This window comes from Solirubrobacter soli DSM 22325, from assembly GCF_000423665.1.
In the GTDB taxonomy this organism is placed as follows: domain Bacteria; phylum Actinomycetota; class Thermoleophilia; order Solirubrobacterales; family Solirubrobacteraceae; genus Solirubrobacter; species Solirubrobacter soli.
This window is the reverse complement of record NZ_AUIK01000016.1, coordinates 41,804-57,665: the sequence shown is the minus strand read 5'-3', so window position 1 is coordinate 57,665 and position 15,862 is coordinate 41,804. Positions and strand designations below refer to the sequence as shown.

Annotated in this window: 19 protein-coding genes and 1 tRNA gene; 12 read left to right on the top strand and 8 right to left on the bottom strand. The window is 70.8% G+C overall.

Annotation, left to right across the window (positions count from 1 at the left end):
• Positions 1-13 precede the first annotated feature (13 nt).
• From hppD to G569_RS0112295, 4 genes are all read left to right on the top strand, one after another.
• Positions 14-1,132 (top strand): 4-hydroxyphenylpyruvate dioxygenase, encoded by a 1,119-nt coding sequence (gene hppD / locus G569_RS0112310; RefSeq protein WP_053226258.1) that lies wholly within the window; start codon positions 14-16, stop codon positions 1,130-1,132.
• A 6-nt stretch (positions 1,133-1,138) separates the two neighbouring features.
• Positions 1,139-2,002, top strand: coding sequence for a serpin family protein (locus G569_RS0112305; RefSeq protein WP_028063635.1), 864 nt, complete (start codon positions 1,139-1,141; stop codon positions 2,000-2,002).
• Positions 2,002-3,183, top strand: coding sequence for a homogentisate 1,2-dioxygenase (locus G569_RS0112300; RefSeq protein ID WP_028063634.1), 1,182 nt, complete (start codon positions 2,002-2,004; stop codon positions 3,181-3,183). The genes G569_RS0112305 and G569_RS0112300 overlap by 1 nt, the downstream gene beginning before the upstream one ends.
• 145 nt (positions 3,184-3,328) lie before the next feature.
• Positions 3,329-4,264 carry a dehydroquinate synthase/iron-containing alcohol dehydrogenase family protein gene (locus tag G569_RS0112295; RefSeq protein WP_028063633.1) on the top strand — a complete coding sequence of 312 codons (936 nt, stop codon included), beginning with the start codon at positions 3,329-3,331 and terminating at the stop codon, positions 4,262-4,264.
• Between the two features lie 44 nt (positions 4,265-4,308).
• Here the strand turns inward: G569_RS0112295 and G569_RS0112290 are convergent, their stop codons facing one another.
• Positions 4,309-5,100 carry an SDR family NAD(P)-dependent oxidoreductase gene (locus G569_RS0112290; protein ID WP_028063632.1) on the bottom strand — a complete coding sequence of 264 codons (792 nt, stop codon included), beginning with the start codon at positions 5,098-5,100 and terminating at the stop codon, positions 4,309-4,311.
• Between the two features lie 46 nt (positions 5,101-5,146).
• Between G569_RS0112290 and G569_RS63780 the strand changes: the two genes are divergently transcribed.
• Complete coding sequence (locus G569_RS63780) at positions 5,147-5,368, top strand: hypothetical protein (protein ID WP_028063631.1); 222 nt, start codon at positions 5,147-5,149, stop codon at positions 5,366-5,368.
• Between the two features lie 11 nt (positions 5,369-5,379).
• Positions 5,380-6,024, top strand: a complete 645-nt coding sequence (locus tag G569_RS47775) for an SDR family NAD(P)-dependent oxidoreductase (protein ID WP_053226257.1) — start codon at positions 5,380-5,382, stop codon at positions 6,022-6,024.
• On the opposite strand, the gene G569_RS47770 is transcribed toward G569_RS47775, so the two are convergent.
• The 5 genes from G569_RS47770 to G569_RS47765 form a co-directional block, all read right to left on the bottom strand.
• Positions 5,975-7,399: a sensor domain-containing protein gene (locus tag G569_RS47770; protein ID WP_053226256.1), complete on the bottom strand. Its 1,425-nt coding sequence runs from the start codon at positions 7,397-7,399 to the stop codon at positions 5,975-5,977. The genes G569_RS47775 and G569_RS47770 overlap by 50 nt on opposite strands.
• Positions 7,400-7,708: 309 nt before the next feature.
• Complete coding sequence (gene secG, locus G569_RS0112270; RefSeq protein WP_028063630.1) at positions 7,709-7,933, bottom strand: preprotein translocase subunit SecG; 225 nt, start codon at positions 7,931-7,933, stop codon at positions 7,709-7,711.
• Positions 7,934-7,941: 8 nt separating this feature from the next.
• Complete coding sequence (locus G569_RS0112265; protein WP_028063629.1) at positions 7,942-8,232, bottom strand: hypothetical protein; 291 nt, start codon at positions 8,230-8,232, stop codon at positions 7,942-7,944.
• Positions 8,232-10,424 (bottom strand): heme lyase CcmF/NrfE family subunit, encoded by a 2,193-nt coding sequence (locus G569_RS0112260; protein WP_028063628.1) that lies wholly within the window; start codon positions 10,422-10,424, stop codon positions 8,232-8,234. Before G569_RS0112260 ends, G569_RS0112265 begins: the two co-directional genes overlap by 1 nt.
• A 44-nt stretch (positions 10,425-10,468) precedes the next feature.
• Positions 10,469-10,873, bottom strand: coding sequence for a cytochrome c maturation protein CcmE domain-containing protein (locus G569_RS47765; RefSeq protein WP_084284805.1), 405 nt, complete (start codon positions 10,871-10,873; stop codon positions 10,469-10,471).
• A gap of 100 nt (positions 10,874-10,973) precedes the next feature.
• Between G569_RS47765 and G569_RS0112250 the strand changes: the two genes are divergently transcribed.
• Together G569_RS0112250 and G569_RS47760 are read left to right on the top strand one after the other, a co-directional pair.
• A complete protein-coding gene (locus G569_RS0112250; RefSeq protein ID WP_028063627.1) occupies positions 10,974-11,204 on the top strand; it encodes a hypothetical protein in 231 nt (76 codons plus the stop codon).
• Between the two features lie 87 nt (positions 11,205-11,291).
• A complete protein-coding gene (locus G569_RS47760) occupies positions 11,292-12,383 on the top strand; it encodes a CapA family protein (RefSeq protein WP_157591984.1) in 1,092 nt (363 codons plus the stop codon).
• On the opposite strand, the gene G569_RS0112240 is transcribed toward G569_RS47760, so the two are convergent.
• On the bottom strand, positions 12,380-13,231 hold the full coding sequence (locus G569_RS0112240) for a flagellin N-terminal helical domain-containing protein (RefSeq protein WP_028063626.1): 852 nt from the start codon (positions 13,229-13,231) through the stop codon (positions 12,380-12,382). The genes G569_RS47760 and G569_RS0112240 overlap by 4 nt on opposite strands.
• Before the next feature lie 110 nt (positions 13,232-13,341).
• On the opposite strand from G569_RS0112240, the gene G569_RS0112235 reads away from it, so the two are divergent.
• Both G569_RS0112235 and rsgA read left to right on the top strand, forming a co-directional pair.
• Positions 13,342-13,653 (top strand): MTH1187 family thiamine-binding protein, encoded by a 312-nt coding sequence (locus G569_RS0112235; protein ID WP_028063625.1) that lies wholly within the window; start codon positions 13,342-13,344, stop codon positions 13,651-13,653.
• 149 nt (positions 13,654-13,802) lie between these two features.
• Positions 13,803-14,729 carry a ribosome small subunit-dependent GTPase A gene (rsgA, locus tag G569_RS47755; RefSeq protein WP_084284802.1) on the top strand — a complete coding sequence of 309 codons (927 nt, stop codon included), beginning with the start codon at positions 13,803-13,805 and terminating at the stop codon, positions 14,727-14,729.
• 27 nt (positions 14,730-14,756) lie between these two features.
• Here rsgA and G569_RS0112225 read toward each other — a convergent pair.
• Positions 14,757-14,828: transfer RNA gene (locus G569_RS0112225), tRNA-Gly, on the bottom strand.
• A 45-nt stretch (positions 14,829-14,873) separates the two neighbouring features.
• Here G569_RS0112225 and G569_RS47750 point away from each other — a divergent pair.
• Positions 14,874-15,413 carry a TlpA family protein disulfide reductase gene (locus G569_RS47750; protein ID WP_053226253.1) on the top strand — a complete coding sequence of 180 codons (540 nt, stop codon included), beginning with the start codon at positions 14,874-14,876 and terminating at the stop codon, positions 15,411-15,413.
• Positions 15,410-15,859, top strand: a complete 450-nt coding sequence (locus G569_RS0112215) for a cytochrome c-type biogenesis protein (protein WP_028063624.1) — start codon at positions 15,410-15,412, stop codon at positions 15,857-15,859. The genes G569_RS47750 and G569_RS0112215 overlap by 4 nt, the downstream gene beginning before the upstream one ends.
• Positions 15,860-15,862: the final 3 nt, after the last annotated feature.

Below are 15,862 nucleotides of genomic sequence, written 5' to 3'. Positions count from 1 at the left end.
GATCATGAACTCCATGAGCACGCAGCCGATCGTCGCCCCGTCCACGACTGAAGACTTCATGCCGCTGCACGGCATCGACCACGTCGAGTTCTACGTCGGCAACGCGCTGCAGGCCGCCAGTTATTGGGTCCGCGCGCTGGGCTTCAAGGAGGTGGCGTATGCGGGCCTGGAGACCGGCGTGCGCGACCGCGCCTCGCACGTGCTCGAGCAGGGGCGGATCCGGATCGTCCTGACCGGCGCGCTCGTGCCCGGCCACGAGATCGGCGCGCACGTCGCCGCTCACGGCGACGGCGTGAAGGTGATCGCGCTGGGCGTGCCGGACGTCGACCACGCCTACCGCGAGGCGACGACCCGCGGGGCCGTCGGCGTCGAGGAGCCGCGTGACGTCTCGGACGACCACGGCACGCTGCGCCGCGCGTCGATCAAGACGTACGGCGACACGCTGCACACGTTCATCGATCGCTCGAATTACAAGGGCGCCTTCCTGCCCGGGTACGCGGCGCGCGACATCGACTCAGGCGACGCCGGCCTGCTCGCGATCGACCACATCGTCGGCAACGTCGAGCTCGGCCACATGGACGAGTGGGTCAAGTACTACGAGGACGTCTTCGGGATGCGCGAGATGCTGCACTTCTCCGACGAGGACATCTCGACCGAGTACTCCGCGCTGATGTCGAAGGTCGTCACCAACGGCAACGGGCGCGTGAAGTTCCCGCTCAACGAGCCGGCCGAGGGCAAGCGCAAGTCGCAGATCGACGAGTACCTCGAGTACTACGGCGGCGCGGGCGCGCAGCACATCGCGGTCGCGACGCGCGACATCGTCAAGACCGTCGAGCAGCTGCAGGAGCGCGGCATCCAGTTCCTCAACACGCCCGACACCTACTACGACGAGGCGCCGGACCGCGTGGGCGAGATCGCCGAGGACTTCGAGGACCTCAAGCGCCTCGGCATCCTCGTCGACCGCGACGACGAGGGCTACCTGCTGCAGATCTTCACGAAGCCGATCGGCGACCGGCCGACGGTCTTTCTCGAGGTCATCGAGCGCCACGGCGCCCGCGGCTTCGGCGACGGCAACTTCAAGGCGCTGTTCGAGGCGATCGAGCGCGAGCAGGCCTTGCGCGGCAATCTGTAGGGACTTATGGATCTCGGGCCCGCGCTGCTGGAGCGCCTCCAAGGCGAGGTCGTCGTCTCGCCCTACGGTCTCGCGCGGGCTCTCTCCACGATCCGCGAGGGCGCGACCGGGGAGACGCGCGAAGCGCTCTCGAAGCTCGACCCCGTGCCCGAGGTCGACGGGATCCTGTCCGCGCAGGCGGTCTGGCTCGGCAAGGGCTACATGCCCGGGCCGGCGCTGAAGCTCGACGCCGGCCCGCTCGACCTCGCCCGCATCAACGCCTGGTCGGACGAGAAGACCCGCGGCATGATCCCCCGCATCCTCGACGAGCTCGGCGACGACGAGGTGTTCGTCCTCACCGACGCCGAGTACCTGGACGCGAAGTGGGTCTTCCCGTTCACCCGCGGCGAGCGCCTGATGCGCGTCGACGGGACGTTCGAGTACACCGAGGACGCGGTCCGGCTCCCGTATCGCGACGGCGACCTGCGCTTCGTGGCGAGGATGGGCGATGCGCCGGAGCGCTGGTCCGAGGGCTACGGGGTCGTCGAGCTCCCGCGCTTCAGCACCACGTCGTCGCTCGAGCTGTCCGAGCTGCTGATCGCGCTTGGTCTCGGCCCGGCGTTCCGGCCGGGCGAGGACCTCGACGAGCTGATCGCCGGCCCAGGCCGCAAGTCCCTCGGGCGCGTCGTGCAGCGGGCGCGGGTCGACGTCGACGAAGCCGGCACCCGCGCAGCCGCGACCACCGCCGTCACCGCCCGCGCGGTCGCGTTCCGGCAACCCGAATTCCACCTAGTCTTCGACCGCCCGTTCACGTGGGCGGTCGAGCACGCGCCGACCGGGACGATCCTGTTCTGCGGCCGCGTGCTGAACCCCACGGAGAGGAGCGACTGATGCGCTACCACAGCCTGGGCCGCATCCCGGCCAAGCGCCACGTCCAGTACCGCGACCCGGACTCGTCCGCGAACGGCACCGCCCCGTTGCTGGTCGAGGAGGTCATGGGATTCGAGGGGTTCTCCGGCAACGAGTCGATCCTCTACCACCTGTTCTCCCCCTGCCGCGTGAAGGACGTCGGCGAGTTCGAGAAGATCGAGCTCGAGGAGTGGGTGCCCGACACCCACGTGCACCGGCTCACGCACACGCGCGAGATGCAGCCGGAAGGCGACGCCGTCCTCGGCCGGCGCGTCCTGCAGTACAACAACGACGTCGAGATCGGCATCTGCGTGCCCGAGCGCGAGGCGGACTACTTCTACCGCGACGGCGAGGGCGACGAGGTCATCTTCGTCCACGAGGGAAGCGGCGTCGTCGAGACCGTCTTCGGCTCGCTGTCCTACCGCAAGCACGACTACGTCGTGATCCCGCGCGGGACGACCTACCGGTTCCGTTTCGACGAGCCCCAGCGCTGGCTGACCTTCTACACGCCGGGCGAGATCGAGACCCCGAACCGCTACCGCAACCGCTACGGCCAGCTGCTCGAGCACGCGCCGTTCTCACAGCGCGACTTCCACCCGCCGACGGAGCTCGTCACCCACCGCGATCGCGGCGAGCACACGGTCAAGGTGCGCGTGCGCGGCGGCTACCAGGACTACGTGCTCGACTACAACCCGCTCGACGTCGTCGGCTGGGACGGCTACGTCTACCCGTACACGTTCAACATCGCCGACTTCGAGCCCAAGGCCGGCCGCCTGCACCAGCCGCCGCCCGCGCACCAGACCTTCCAGGGCCCGAACTTCGTGATCTGCTCGTTCTGCCCGCGGATGCTCGACTGGGACCCGCAGGCGGTCGTCCTGCCGTACCACCACTCCAACGTGCAGAGCGAAGAGGTCATGTACTACGTCGACGGCGACTACGCCGCGCGCAAGGGCGTCGAGATCGGATCGTTCACGCTGCATCCGAGCGGGCTCCCGCACGGCCCGCAGCCGGGCACGGTCGAGAAGACGCTGGGGATGACGCGCACCGACGAGCTGGCGGTGATGTGCGACACGTTCCGCCCGCTTAAGCTCACGGCCTTGTCCCGCGACCTCGACGACCCGTCCTACGCCTACAGCTGGTACGAAGACTCTGTCCGCGCATAGCTTCACCTGGGTCGACGGCGAGCGGACGATCCACTTCGGGCCTGCCGATGACGCCGTCGCGTGGCTCGGCGGGCCCGGCTTCACGCTGCTGACGACGCCTCGTGCGGCAGCCGCCGCGCCGCACATCGCGGCGGCCGCGGGCACCGTGCACGAGGTCGGCCGCGGCCAGGTGCACGACCTGGCGGGCGGACTGCTCGACACGGTCAGCGGCGATCGGCTGGTCGCGCTGGGCGGCGGGCGCGTGGTCGACGTCGCGAAGGCATTGGCCGCGGCGGCTCGCGCGGGCGTGGCACCAGGCAACGTCGCGCCCGGCGGCGAGGTGCGCGCGATGGCCGTGCCGACCACGCTGTCCGGCGCGGAGCTGACCGCCGGCCACCGGCACGCGACCGGCGTGGACGACGCGACCCCGCGGGTTCGCGCGGCCGTCGTGGTGTTCGACGCGGCGCTCGCCGCCTCGCAGCCGGTGAACGAGCTGGCCGCGAGCTCGGCCAACGCGCTCGGCCACGCCGTCGAAGGACCGTGCACGGTGCGCGCGAACCCGGTCGCGACCTTGGCCGCCCACGAGGCCGCCCGGCTGATCGCCGCGGGGTGGTCCGGCGACGCGCCCGACCGCGAGGCGCTCGCGCTCGGCGCACTCCTCGGCGGCTACGTGATCGACTCCACCGGCCTCGGCCTCCACCACGTGCTCGCCCAGACCCTCGTCCGCGTCCTCGGCGCCGGCCACGGCCAGGCGAACGCGGTGGTTCTGCCGCACACGACCGCCGCGCTCGCACGCCGCGCGCCGGCGGCGATCGCCGCGCTCGACGCCGCGGTGGCGACCGGCGAGAGCGGGCCGCCGGCGCACGGCGGCGCCGCATCGGCGCGCGACGCCGCGTCGTCACCCGCCGTGGCCGCGAACCTCGTCGCCCTCGCCCGCCGGCTCGGCGCGCTCGCGGGCGCGCCCGGTCTCTCCGCGCTCGGCCTCGACACGGCCCGCCTCGGCGACGCCGCGGACGCCGCCGCGGCGAGGCCGCAGCTCGCCAACACGCCACCGGCGGCCGATCGCGACGAGATCGCCGCGCTTTACGACGCGGCGATGTGACGCCCGTGGTCGCAAACGCACCGCTGGGGTGCTTTCGCGACCACTCAGAGGACGATGTTGTCGACGAAGCCGCCGTCGACGCGCATGGCGCCGCCGGTGGTCGCCGACGCGAGGTCGCTCGCCAGGTAGGCGCACAGGTTGGCGATCTCGACGGGCTCGATCAGGCGGCCGATCAACGAGGTCGGCCGGTGCTCGCGCACGAACTGCGCCGACGCCTCCTCCCACGGCTTCTCACCCACGAGCTCGTAGACGAAGTCCTCCACGCCCTCGGTGTGCGTCGGCCCGGCGATCACCGCGTTGACGGTCACGCCGCTCCCCGCGACGACCTTCGCGAACCCGCGCGAGACGCCGAGCAGCGCGGTCTTGGTCACGCCGTAGTGGACCATCTCCTCCGGGATCACCACCGCCGAGTCCGAGGCCATGAACTGCACGCGCCCCCATCCTCGCGTGCGCATCCCCGCGATGTAGTGACGGGTCAACCGCACTCCCGACATCACGTTGACGTCCCAGTAGCGCTGCCAGAGCGCGTCGTCGACCTCGAGCAGCGGCACCGGGCCGAAGATCCCGAGGTTGTTGATCAGGATGTCGACGGACGGGAGCGCCTCGAACAGTGCCGCGGCGCCCTCGGCGGTGGCGACGTCCGCGGCAGCCGCCTCCAAGCGCGCGCCCGGCACCTCGCCGCGCAGCTCCGAGACCACGGCGTCCACCCGCGCCGGGTCGCGTCCGTTGACATGGACGATCGCCCCGCACGAGGCCAGGCGAGCCGCGATCGCACGCCCGATGCCCTGCGTGGATCCACTGATGAACGCGCTCTTTCCGGACAGATCGATCTGCATCGCACCACTTTCCGTATTTGCGGTTTAGTTCTGGGTCGAGCGGTCGATGACCCTGTTCAACATGTCGCACGTTCTCGGGGAACAGGACGCGCGCTCTTGGGCATGGCCGCCGGTGGGCCAGGTTGACGAGCCGCTGCGCACACCACTCTGGTTGATCCGCACGCTCGCGACCGCGCTCGCAGCGGAGACGGAAGACCACCACAGCCACGTCGCGCGCCAGATCGCGCGCACCGCCGAAGCACTCGAACAGTCGCTGACCCAACGCTAGGCTCGAACGCGGTGGAGGTCGCCGGTCGCACCGCGCTCATCACCGGCGGCGCCGCAGGCACCGGCCGTGCCATCGCGCACCGGCTCGACGCCGAAGGCGCCCACGTGATCGTCGCCGACCTCGAGCGCGGCGACATCGGGCGCTTCGTGAAGCTCGACGCCGCCGACCCGGACCCGCGGCTGTTCGCCGGGGTCGACATCCTGGTCAACAACGCGGGTGGCGGCCATTGGCCACCGCACTACCCAGAACCGGGGTGGGAGGCCAAACTCGACCTCAACCTCCGCGGCCCGCTGCTCGCCACCCAGTTCGCGCTCGAGCGCGGCACGAAGACGATCGTCAACATCGCGTCCTCGGCGGGCCACGAGACGACCCGGCACGCGTTCCCCGAGTACGCGATCGCCAAAGCCGGGCTGATCCGCTTCACGACCGCCTACGAGCCGCCGCCCGGCGTGCGGATCAACTGCGTCTCACCCGGCTGGATCCTGACCGAGCGGGCGGAGCGGGAGCTCGCGGCGATGACCCCGCAGGAGCGCGCCGCGGCACCGCCGGCGATCCCGCTCGACACGGTCGTCGACGCGGTCATGCGGCTGATCGCCGACGAGACGCTCAACCACCAGGTGGTCGTGCTGTGGCGCGGAAGACAGCGGAGTCCGTGATCGGCTGACGCAGGATCGCCAGCGACGCGTGAAGCGCGAGCGCGACGCCCCACAGCAGGATCGTCCACCCCGGCCAGAACTCGCCCCGGCCGGTGAGCGCCCAGATCGCGATCATCGCGATCTGGAAGACGCCGAAGACCGCCGCGTGCGTCACCAGGCCGCGCCGCCGGCGCAGGCGCAGGATCGCCGCCGCGCGCTCGTCGAGCACGACGCCGCGTTCCTCCTCGCGCCGCTCGGCGACCAGCAGCGAAGCACGCACGCGGGTCCCCTGCCCGACCGGGCTGTCGACGTCGAGCGTGCCGTCGAGCGCCGCGATCCGGTCGCCGAGCCCGCGCAGCCCGCTGCCCGCCTCCGGGTCGGCGCCGCCGCGCCCGTCGTCGGAGATCTCGATCACCAGCCGGTCGCCGTCCAGGCCCACGACGACCGTCGCCAGCGACGCCTCCGCGTACTTGGCCACGTTCGTCAGCGCCTCGGAGACCACGAAGTACGCGGTCGCCTCGACCGTCGGCGGGAAGCGCTCGTCGAGCTCGTCGATCACCGTCACCGGCACCGGCGAGCGTCCCGCCACGTCACGCAACGCCGGCCCGAGCCCGCGCTCGGTGAGCACGGCGGGATGGATCCCGCGCGCGAGGTCGCGCAGTTCGCCGATCGCGCGCTGCGCCTCGTCGCCCGCCTGCGAGACGAGGTCGAGCGCGTCGTCGCCGCGCTTGAGCCGCTCGCTCGCCACCCGCAGGTTCAACGCGACCGCAACGAGCCGCTGCTGCGCCCCGTCGTGCAGGTCGCGTTCGAGCCGCCGCCGCTCGGCGTCGGCCGCGGCGATGATGCGCGCCTGCGACGTCCGCAGGTCCACGACCCGCGCGTTGAGCTCGGACTCGCGGCCGGTGGTCAACAGCGCCCGGGCGACCGCGGCGTGGACACCCGCGAACGCGGCCAGCGCACGAACCGCGATCGGCAGCAGCACGAGCCCCGCCGGCAGCAGGGCGAGCGCGACCGCGAAGTTCTCCACCTCGCCCGTGAACGGCGCGAGGATCAGCGCGAAGGGCGGCAGCAGCAGCACGAGCACGGCGATCAGGTCGATGACCGCGAGCGGCAGGTGCGCCATCAGGTACGCGAGGTCCTTCCAGGTCGCCACGTCCGCCGTCCGCGCCAGCAGCCGCGCGAACCACCCGCGCTCGTGCGAGACCCGGTAGGGCGACGGCAGTTCCACGCCGAGCAGCCGCCCGCACAGCCAGCGCTCGAAGCGCGCCATCCAGCGCCAGAACCCCATCATCAGCACCAGCGGCAGCCCGAGCGTCAGGATCGCCACGCCCAGCCCGACCGACAGGCCGGAGAAGATCACCACCGAGTAGAACGTGCTCAGCGGCAGCGCCAGCACGAGGTAGAGGATCCGCCGCCAGGAGGATCCATCGGTCGCCCACGCGACGAACGCGCGCAGGACAGGTGCGGGGGAGCTCGCAGTCGCTGCGCCGAGTATGCGCCCGAAACTAGCGCGACCGACGCGTCAGCCGGGTACGGCTGGCTCTAGGGTCTGTTGGCGAATGGTCGGTCCGGCCGATGTGGTGCAGCCGCCAGTGGCTCGTGACGGCCGCGCTCGCGATGCGGCCCTCTGGGCCGTGAGCAGCGCGGGTGGCGCGAGGCGCTGCGGATGTGCCGCAGCGGACGCACCGGTATTCGTCAGCAGGCCCTACGTCTTAAGGATGGCGATGGTGTTCGCCGCGAAGAGAATCGCGAACACGATCGTCCAGCGATCCAGGTTGCGCTCCATCAGCGAGCCGCCCGCGGAGCCGCCGGCGACGCCGACCCCGAACGCGCCGGACATCCCCGCGTCCTTGCCCGAGTGCAGGAGCACCAGGAAGATCACGCCGACCGAGATCGGCACCTGCAGGACGCTGAGGATCGTGTTGAGCATGCGGCGGCTTAGGGTAGCGGCTCGACCCGCTCTTGAATCTGATCCAGCCGTTTGAGTAGCTCAACGGCCTCGGCGCGAAGGGTGCGGTCGAGCGAGCGCCAATCATGGTCGGAGAGCTTGCCGGTCTTGTAGTCGAGCTCGGCGTCACGGATCTCGCGGTATTTGGCCTCCTTGGCCGCGTCGAGCTCGGCGAACTCGGCCTCGAGCGTCTCGTCGGCGCCGCGGGCGGTCTCGCGCAGCGGTCCCGTGACGAGCAGCACGGCTCCCGCCACCACCAGCAGGATGAGGGCGAACTCCACTAGACCGGGACCTGTTCGCGCACCTCGGCGCCCACCCGGGCGGCGTAGCGGGCGCGCACGGTGCGGCTCGTCCCGCGCTTCGACGGCCAGCCGGCGATGATGCCGCCGAAGAGCACGATCAGCCCGCCGATCCAGATCCACGACACCATCGGGTTGATCTCGAAGCGGAAGCGCGCGGGCGGCGGGTTCTGCGCGTAGCTCCTGGCCAGCCCCGTCAGCGCCAGCCCGAGGAACTCGTTGGACTGCTCGGCGGTGAGGTCGTCGGCGGCCTTGTCGAACAGGCGGTCGCCTTCGTCGATGCGCGGGCGGATCTTGGCGATGTCGGGCGCGACGGCGGCCCAGACGTCGTTGTGCAGGCTCGCGTCGAGGCCGACCTCGGTGGTCGACTCGCCGTCGAAGAAGCGCGAGACCGGGCCGAGGGTCGAGTCCTGCGACGGGAAGTAGTCCTTCGACGTGCGCAGCGGCTTCGGCTTGGAGCCATTCTTCGACACGCTGAGCTGCGCGCCGAGCGCGATCCGCTCGAGCCGCCCGTTGGAAGCGGCGTGCAGCTCCGCGATCGGCTTCTCGTACTTGATCGTGTAGTCGCCCATCCGCTTGGACTGGCCGGGCTGGAGCGCCACGTCCTGGACGTTCTTGAAGCTCGACGATGCCGCCACGCCGACGAACAGCGTGATGATCCCCACGTGCACGAAGTAGCCGCCGTAGCGCCGGCGGTTGCGCCGCACCAGCGACACGAACGCCAGCGGCACCGGCTCGCGCGAGGTCGCCCGCCGCGCCCGGACGCCGCGCCAGAACTCCTGCACGATCCCCGCGAGCACGAACGCGGCGAGGCCGAACATCGTCAGCGCGGTCCACGACTTCGTCACGCCGAGCGCGACCAGGGCGATCACGACCGCCACGCCCACGAGCGCCGGCTTGAGGAGGTTGCGCTTCAGGTTCGTCGCGGTCGCCCGCCGCCACGCGATCACGGGCCCGATGCCGGTGGCCAGGACGAGCATCAGCGCCAGCGGCACGACGAACTGCTCATAGACCGGCGGGCCGATGTTGCGCTGGCGGCCGGTCACGGCCTCGGCGATCAGCGGGAAGAACGTCCCCCAGAAGACGACGAAGCAGAGCGCGACCAGCAGCAGGTTGTTGAGCAGGAAGATCGCCTCGCGGCTGAGCAGCGAGTCCAGCCGGTGCTCGGAGCGCAGCGTGTTCGCGCGGCTGTAGACGAGGTAGATCGACCCGGCGATCATCGCCGCGATCAGCGCCAGGAACGGCACGCCGAGCGTCGAGGCCCCGAACGCGTGGATCGAGTTCAGGACGCCGGAGCGCACGAGGAACGTGCCGAGGATCGCCAGCACGCCGGTGCTCAGGACCAGCGAGACGTTCCAGATCCGCAGCATCCCGCGCCGCTCCTGGATCATCACCGAGTGCAGGAACGCGGTCGCCGTCAGCCACGGCATCAGCGACGCGTTCTCCACCGGGTCCCACATCCAGTAGCCGCCCCAGTCGAGCTCGTGGTAGGACCAGCGCGCGCCGAGCACGATCCCGAACCCGAGGGCACACCACGCCGCGAGCGTGAACGGGCGCGTCGAGCGGATCCACTCGGCGTCGAGCCGGCGCGTGACCAGCGCCGCCACCGCGAACGCGAACGGGACCGCGAACAGCGTGTACCCGCTGTAGAGCATGGGTGGGTGGATCATCATCCCCGGGTCGCGCAGCAGCGGGTTCAGCCCCGCGCCCTCGCTCACCGGCATCGGCGACTTCGCGAACGGCGTCTCGGCGAACACCAGCAGCGCGCCGAAGAACGCGCCGAACCCGAGCAGCACGGCCTGCGCGTACGGCGCGAGCACCCGCAGCCGGTGGCGCGTGAGATAGAGGATCAGCGACGACCACGTGCCGAGCAGGAACAGCCACAGCAGGAGCGAGCCCTCCTGCGAGGACCACATCGCGGTCAGCCGGTAGAAGAGCGGCGTCGTCGTCGAGGAGTGCGACGCGACGGTCGCGAAGTCGAAGTCAGAGCGCGCGAACGCCACCTCGAGCGTCGCGAACGCGACCGCGGTCGAGCCCGCCATCGCGTACATCGCCCGGCGCCCGGACGCGACGTACTCGCGCCTGCGCGCGTGCGCACCATACAGCGAGGCCGCGATGCCGTAGAGCGCAGCGGCGAAGGCGACGATCAGGCAGGCTTGGCCGGCGACCAGCACTTAGGGTCGGATGATCGGGGTGGGGCGGAGGGGCTGCATCGCCGTTAAGTGCTCGTCTTGTCGGCTGTGAACTTCGACGGGCACTTCGTCACGAGCGAGCCGGCCTGGCCCACGTAGACGTCGCCCTGCTTGACCACGTCGACCACGATCTCGCGGTCGGCTCGGAACGGATCCGGCAGGTTGCCCTTGTACGTGACCGGCACGGACGCCTTGCCGTTGCGGTCGCGGACGTTGAAGTACGTCGTGTCGCCATCCTGCTTGTAGCCGGCGACGACCTTCCCGACCAACTGGTACTTCTTGCCGGGGGTCGCGGTGGCGGAGGCGAGCTCGGACGGCTGGCGGGCCTCGGTGGAGGCTGAGAAGCTCGTGTAGGCGAGCGCGCCGGCCAACAGCACGGCCGCGCTCAGCGCCACAACGAAGCGAATCGTGCGCTTGCGGGACGGGTCCACACACGGAGTATGGCGCGACCCGTCTGAGAACGCCGCTAACGACTCTCAACATCGAGTTCTGAAACCTTCTGCGAAATCGGTCGTTAACCAGGGTGAGACAATGCACTTAGCCCGCCCGCTGACACTCAAGCGCCAGACCCCCCGCACCCGCCGGCCCGCCATCCTGGCGCGCCGGGCGCGGTACGCCGCGGTCGGCACCCGCGAGCGCAACCAGCGCGCGAATGTCAGCCAGGACGCCGCCCTGTACTCGTGCGCGTGCGGCTACGTCTTCAAGGCCGCGGTCACGACGTCGGTCGGCTGTCCTCACTGCGGCACACACCAAGCCTGGTAACGAAGGCGGGGCAGCCCCTCCGCCCCACCCCGATCATCCGACCTTCGGAGGCAGGACACCCTCACCCTCGCCACGAATGTGGCGTGGATGCGTCTCATCGGCACCACACGGACCGCCGTGGCGGTGCTCTTGCTCGTCGCCGCCTCGCTGGCGTCGTCAAGCGCCGGTGAGTCGCCGGTCTCCGAGGTCGCCGTCGCCGCGCCGGCCAAGCGCGACCCGCAGCCCGTCTCGATCGCGTGGGGTGGGGACGTCACGCTCGGCTCGAGCTACGGCAACCCGCCCAACGGCGGTCGCGCGCTGCTCGCCGCCGGGGCGAAGGTCCTCAAGAGCGCGTACATCGGCGCGGTCAACTACGAGGGGACGTTCGGGCCGGGCGGCGCGTCCAAGTGCGGCGCGGGAGCGGAGAACTGCTTCGCGTTCCAGGCCCCGCCGGGCAACGCGCGCACGCTGCGGCGCGCCGGCGTCGACATCGTCAACCACGCCAACAACCACGCGTTCGACTTCGGCGCGGTCGGCTGGCGCTCGACCCGCGACGCGCTGACCAAGGCGAAGGTCCAGGCCACCGGCGCGCCGGGCGAGCTGAAGATCCTCGAGCGCAAAGGCACCCGCGTGGCGTTCCTCGGCTTCTCGACCTACAGCTGGACGAACCCGATGGGCGACGACGACGCGGTCCGCGCCCGGATCCAGAGCGCCGCCCAGCAGGCGGACATCGTGGTCGCGTTCTTGCACGCCGGGGCCGAGGGGGCGGACAAGCAGCACGTCCCGCGCGGAGCGGAGACCGCGTTCGGCGAGTACCGCGGCGACAGCCGCCACTTCGCCCACACGGCGATCGACGCGGGCGCCGACCTCGTGCTCGGCTCGGGCCCGCACGTCCTGCGCGGGCTGGAGCTCTACAAGAACCGCCTGGTCGCCTACTCGCTCGGCAACCTCGCGGGCTGGCACAACTTCGGCACCGGCGGGCGCAGCTCGCTGAGCGCGCTGATCACGGTCGCGCTCGGCCCGGCCGGGCGCTTCTACGCGGCCCGGATCTCCTCCTACAAGCTCGACGGCGCCGGCGTCCCCCACGCTGACCGGGGACGCGGCGCCGTCAAGTTGATGCGTTCATTGAGCCGGAGCGACTTCCCGAAGAGCGATCTGAAGTTCGATCGCTCCGGGCTCGTCACGCCGGTGAAGCGCTAACGCAGCAGCGCCAGGACGCCCTGCGGGGCCTGGTTGGCCTGCGAGAGCATGCTCGTGCCGGCCTGCTGGAGGATGTTGAGCTTGGTGAACTTGGTCATCTCGGCCGCCATGTCCACGTCGCGGATGCGCGACTCGGAGGCGGTCAGGTTCTCCTGGTAGGTGGCCAGGTTGTTCAGGCGATGCTCAAGACGGTTCTGGATCGCGCCGAGGTCGGCGCGGACCTTGGAGACGTTCTTGATCGCGTTGTCGATGTCCGACAGGCCGCCGAGCGCGCCGCCGCTGTTGAGCGCCGCCGAGGCGCCGCTCGCGCCGGTGATGCCGGTCAGGTTGCTGAGGCCGCCGCTGCCGACGCCGCTGGCGAAGGTCGTCGCGCTCGTGGAGATCGTCTCGCCGTCGTTGGCGCCGACCTGGAACGAGAACGTCTGGCCCGGGCCGAAGACCGCCGTGCCGTTGAACTTGGTGTCGCTGACGATGTCCGAGACCTCGGACGCGATCTGCGCGACCTCGGCCGCGATGGCGACCTTGTCGTCGTTGCTGTTGGTCCCGTTGTTGTACTGGACCTTGAGGTCACGGACGCGCTGCAGCATCGAGTGGACCTCGGTCAGCGCGCCTTCCGCCGTCTGGACGAGCGAGATGCCGTCCTGCGCGTTGCGCTGCGCCTGGGCGAGGCCACCGATCTGGCCGCGCATCTTCTCGGAGATGGCAAGGCCGGCGGCGTCGTCGGCCGCGCGGTTGATGCGGTAGCCGGACGAGAGCTTCTCCATGGACTTCGACGCAGCGGTCGACGTCGTGGTCAGCTGGCGATGCGTGTTGAACGCCTCAACGTTGTTCTGAATACGAAGGCCCATGATCTTGCTCCTTGCTTGATCGGGTCGGGTGGCCAATATGTCGAGCCGACTCCGTGTCGACTCAAGCGGGGTACTCGGCCGGCGCGGCCGAGCCTTTAAGGTCAATTCGCATGGCCACCGCCGATCTGACCGTCATCTCCCTCGGGCGCGCCGACGCGAGCGCGTCGGAGTACATCGCCGCGATCCAACGCCGGCTGGCCGAGCAGGACCGCGTCCACTACGTCATGCACGCCATGGGCACGTCGCTGGAGGGCTCGACCGCCGACATCCTCGCGCTCGTGGGCGAGCTGCACGCCGTGCCGTTCGAGCTCGGCATCCCGCGCGTGTACACCGTCCTCAAGCTCGACGAGCGGCGTGACAAGGACCAGACGCTCGAGGACAAGGTCGCCTCGGTCCAGCGGCTGCTGCAAGACGGGGGATAACCGCACCCCCGCCTGCTGTACCGTTCCGGGTTCATGCAGCGCTCGCTTCACATCACCGCCACGACCCGCTGATCGGGTCCCGGGCCGACGCGCCCGGTGCCCGCTCCCAGTCGTCGTGTCCCTTTTTTCAGTGATGTGGAGAACCCAAGTTGCACGCACGTGTGCTCGCGCAGTACCGCGGCCTCTGGCTGGTCGCGGGTGACAACGAAGACCCTCAGCTCGTCCCGGCCCGCGGGAGGCTGACCGAGCCGCCGATCACCGGCGACGTCGTCGTGCTCGACGACGGCGGCGCGATCGCGGCGATCGAGCCGCGCCGCGGCACGATCGTCCGCCGGGCGCCCGGCGATGTCATGGCCGGCCAGGTGTTGGCCGCCAACGTCGACCTGGCGATCGTCACCGAGCCGCTCCCGGACCCCAAGGCCCGGCGCCTGGAGCGGTTCGCCGCGCTCGCGGCGAGCGGCGGCGTCCAGGTCGCGCTCGCGCTGACCAAGGCCGACCTCGACGAGCAGGCGCAGGTCGCGGCCACGCGCCTGGGTCGCCGGCTCGGGGTGGTGGACGCCGTCGCCGTCTCAGCGGTCACCGGGGAGGGCATGGGCATCCTGCGCCATCTGCTCACGCCGGGCACGACCGCGGTCCTGCTCGGCGCCTCCGGCACCGGCAAGTCGACGCTGGTCAACGCCCTGCTCGGCGAGGAGCGTCAGAAGACGGGCGAGGTACGCGCCTCCGACCGCCGCGGCCGCCACACCACGGTGACCCGCGAACTGCTGACGCTCCCGAACGGCGCCCACCTGGTCGACACCCCGGGCATCCGGATCGCGGGCCTGTGGGACGGCACGGGCGAGTCGTTCGCCGACGTCGACGACCTCGCCCGGCAGTGCCGCTTCCCGGACTGCGCCCACGACACCGAGCCCGGGTGCGCTGTCCGCGACGCGCTGGACCCGGAGCGGATCGCGGCGTGGCGCAAGCTCCAACGCGAGCTCGCGTGGGTCGAGGACCGCCGCGCCGCGTCCCGTGCCCGCGAGGCGTGGGGGCGCGAGATCGCACGCGGACAGCGAGCACGTGCCAAGCGAAGCTGATGAGGCCGGACCCCGACCTCATCTTCAAGCGGGCGAGGGGAATCGAACCCCCATCTTTGGCTTGGGAAGCCAACGTCTTAGCCATTGGACAACGCCCGCGGAGGTCGGGAGTGTAACGGACGCGGATACCCTTGCCGCGTAGGTATGCGGATCTTCTGGCCGGTCACCATCGCCGCCGCGGCGCTCGTCGGGCTGCTGGCGTACGGGCTGGTGGCCAAGCACTCCGACACGACGCTCGACGACGCCGTGGCCAAGGGGAAGCGCCCCGCCGCGCCGGTCAGTGCGCTGCCCTGGCTGCAGAAGACCGGCAGCGGGTCGCTCGCCGACTACAAGGGCAAGGTCGTGGTGCTCAACGTGTGGGCGTCGTGGTGCGACCCGTGCCGCGAGGAGGTCCCGCTCCTCCAGAAGACGCATGAGGCGATCGAGGCCAAGGGCGGCGTCGTGCTCGGCCTCGACACGCAGGACGCGTCGACGAACGCGCTCGACTTCCTCAAGGAGCGCAAGGCGACGTTCCCGAGCCTGCGGGACAAGGACCGCTCCTACGGGCGCGAGTTCGGGGTCACGGGCTATCCGGAGACGTTCCTGATCGACCGCAAGGGGCGCGTCGCGGCGCTGCAGCGGATGCCGGTCACGCAGGCGTGGCTCGACCAGCATCTGCCGAAGCTCCTGGCGGAGCAGGCATGAGACGGCTGCTCGTCGCGCTCGCGTTGACCCTCGTCGTCGCCGCCCCTGCCGGCGCGGCCCAGCGGGCGAGCCTGCCGGACATCGAGGACGAGGTGATGTGCGTCGAGTGCGGGACCGTGCTCTCGGTCTCGAGCTCGCCGGTCGCCCAGCAGGAGCGGGCGTTCATCCGCGCGCAGATCGCGGCGGGCAAGGACAAGGCGCAGATCAAGGCCGCGCTGGTCGACGAGTACGGCGAGGAGGTGCTCGCCCAGCCCGAGGCGGACGGGTTCAACGCCGCGCTGTGGATCGTCCCGATCGTGCTCGTCGTGCTCGCGGCGGCCGGCATCGGAGTAGCGCTAACACGATGGCGCCGGAACTCGCCCGGCGAGACAATGGAGGCCGAACCACCCCCTGAATTGAGCGCCGAGGATGCCAGGCGCCTGGACGCGGAGTTGCAGAACCGGTGACTA

Excerpts from the sequence above, each read along its gene's own strand:
- hppD (WP_053226258.1), top strand. The coding sequence starts at position 14 with ATGAGCACGCAGCCGATCGTCGCCCCGTCCACGACTGAAGACTTCATG.
- G569_RS0112305 (WP_028063635.1), top strand. The coding sequence starts at position 1,139 with ATGGATCTCGGGCCCGCGCTGCTGGAGCGCCTCCAAGGCGAGGTCGTC.
- G569_RS0112300 (WP_028063634.1), top strand. The coding sequence starts at position 2,002 with ATGCGCTACCACAGCCTGGGCCGCATCCCGGCCAAGCGCCACGTCCAG.
- G569_RS0112290 (WP_028063632.1), bottom strand. The coding sequence starts at position 5,100 with ATGCAGATCGATCTGTCCGGAAAGAGCGCGTTCATCAGTGGATCCACG.
- G569_RS63780 (WP_028063631.1), top strand. The coding sequence starts at position 5,147 with ATGACCCTGTTCAACATGTCGCACGTTCTCGGGGAACAGGACGCGCGC.
- secG (WP_028063630.1), bottom strand. The coding sequence starts at position 7,933 with ATGCTCAACACGATCCTCAGCGTCCTGCAGGTGCCGATCTCGGTCGGC.
- G569_RS0112250 (WP_028063627.1), top strand. The coding sequence starts at position 10,974 with ATGCACTTAGCCCGCCCGCTGACACTCAAGCGCCAGACCCCCCGCACC.
- G569_RS47760 (WP_157591984.1), top strand. The coding sequence starts at position 11,292 with ATGCGTCTCATCGGCACCACACGGACCGCCGTGGCGGTGCTCTTGCTC.
- G569_RS0112240 (WP_028063626.1), bottom strand. The coding sequence starts at position 13,231 with ATGGGCCTTCGTATTCAGAACAACGTTGAGGCGTTCAACACGCATCGC.
- G569_RS0112235 (WP_028063625.1), top strand. The coding sequence starts at position 13,342 with ATGGCCACCGCCGATCTGACCGTCATCTCCCTCGGGCGCGCCGACGCG.
- G569_RS47750 (WP_053226253.1), top strand. The coding sequence starts at position 14,874 with ATGCGGATCTTCTGGCCGGTCACCATCGCCGCCGCGGCGCTCGTCGGG.
- G569_RS0112215 (WP_028063624.1), top strand. The coding sequence starts at position 15,410 with ATGAGACGGCTGCTCGTCGCGCTCGCGTTGACCCTCGTCGTCGCCGCC.